This is a genomic window from Enterobacter sp. RIT637 (assembly GCF_019718755.1).
GTDB lineage: Bacteria > Pseudomonadota > Gammaproteobacteria > Enterobacterales > Enterobacteriaceae > Enterobacter.
Window position 1 is genome coordinate 1 of the sequence record NZ_JAIHAZ010000053.1, and the last position, 790, is coordinate 790.

At 48.0% G+C, this 790-nt stretch carries 2 protein-coding genes; both read left to right on the top strand.

Annotated features, from left to right (window positions below):
* Window positions 1–107 precede the first annotated feature (107 nt).
* On the top strand, window positions 108–437 hold the full coding sequence (bsmA, locus tag K5E19_RS23065) for a biofilm peroxide resistance protein BsmA (protein WP_100780773.1): 330 nt from the start codon (window positions 108–110) through the stop codon (window positions 435–437).
* A 148-nt stretch (window positions 438–585) separates the two neighbouring features.
* A partial coding sequence (gene yjfN, locus K5E19_RS23070) for a DUF1471 family protease activator YjfN (RefSeq protein WP_221553255.1) occupies window positions 586–790 on the top strand: 205 nt, incomplete at its 3' end.

Sequence of the window (790 nt, forward strand, 5' to 3'; positions counted from 1 at the left end):
ATCTTGAGAACTGGATTACGCTTTCACGATATTTTCATTCGAAAATGACGTCACAGATAACAGTTTGGGAACATTCCCCCAAAATGAAATTCGCAGACATCTACACTATGGCTATCAGGAAACGAGATATGGTTATGCGCAGGTTCGCTGCTTTATTGCTGGTGCTGCTGTTAACAAGCTGTAGCGTGCTGGAAGGAACACCACAGCCCGCCCCGGCCGCCACCAGTTATCCTCAGGAAATTCGTCGTAATCAGACCGAAGGATTACAACGTATGGGTACCGTCAGTGTGCTGGTTCGTGGCTCACCGGCGGATGCGGAGGATGCAATAAAAGCGAAAGCTGTCGCCGCAAAAGCAGATTACTACGTCATTATTATGGTGGATGAAACCATTATTACCGGACAGTGGTACTCGCAAGCCATTTTGTATCGCAAATAACTGTCAGGATTTAAACGACATTTACACTGCTTTGCGTCCATAGACGTTTTCCTGTCCACAATAAACTCCATGCCTGTGACAATGGAAGTGAGTTTATTTGCGAAGGATTGCCCGGCGGATACCGGAGACATGTGAAATGGAGCTGACAATGAAACGATCTCTTGCTTTGACCTCACTGCTGCTCTCAGCGGGGCTGATGAGCACAACCGCGCAGTCAGCCGAATTTGCCAGCGCTGATTGTGTCACAGGCTTAAATGAAATTGGCCTTATCTCCGTGAATAACATTTCAGGGAGCCCGCAAGACGTGGAACGTGTGATTGCATTTAAAGCGGATGAGCAGGGTGCTTCGTGGT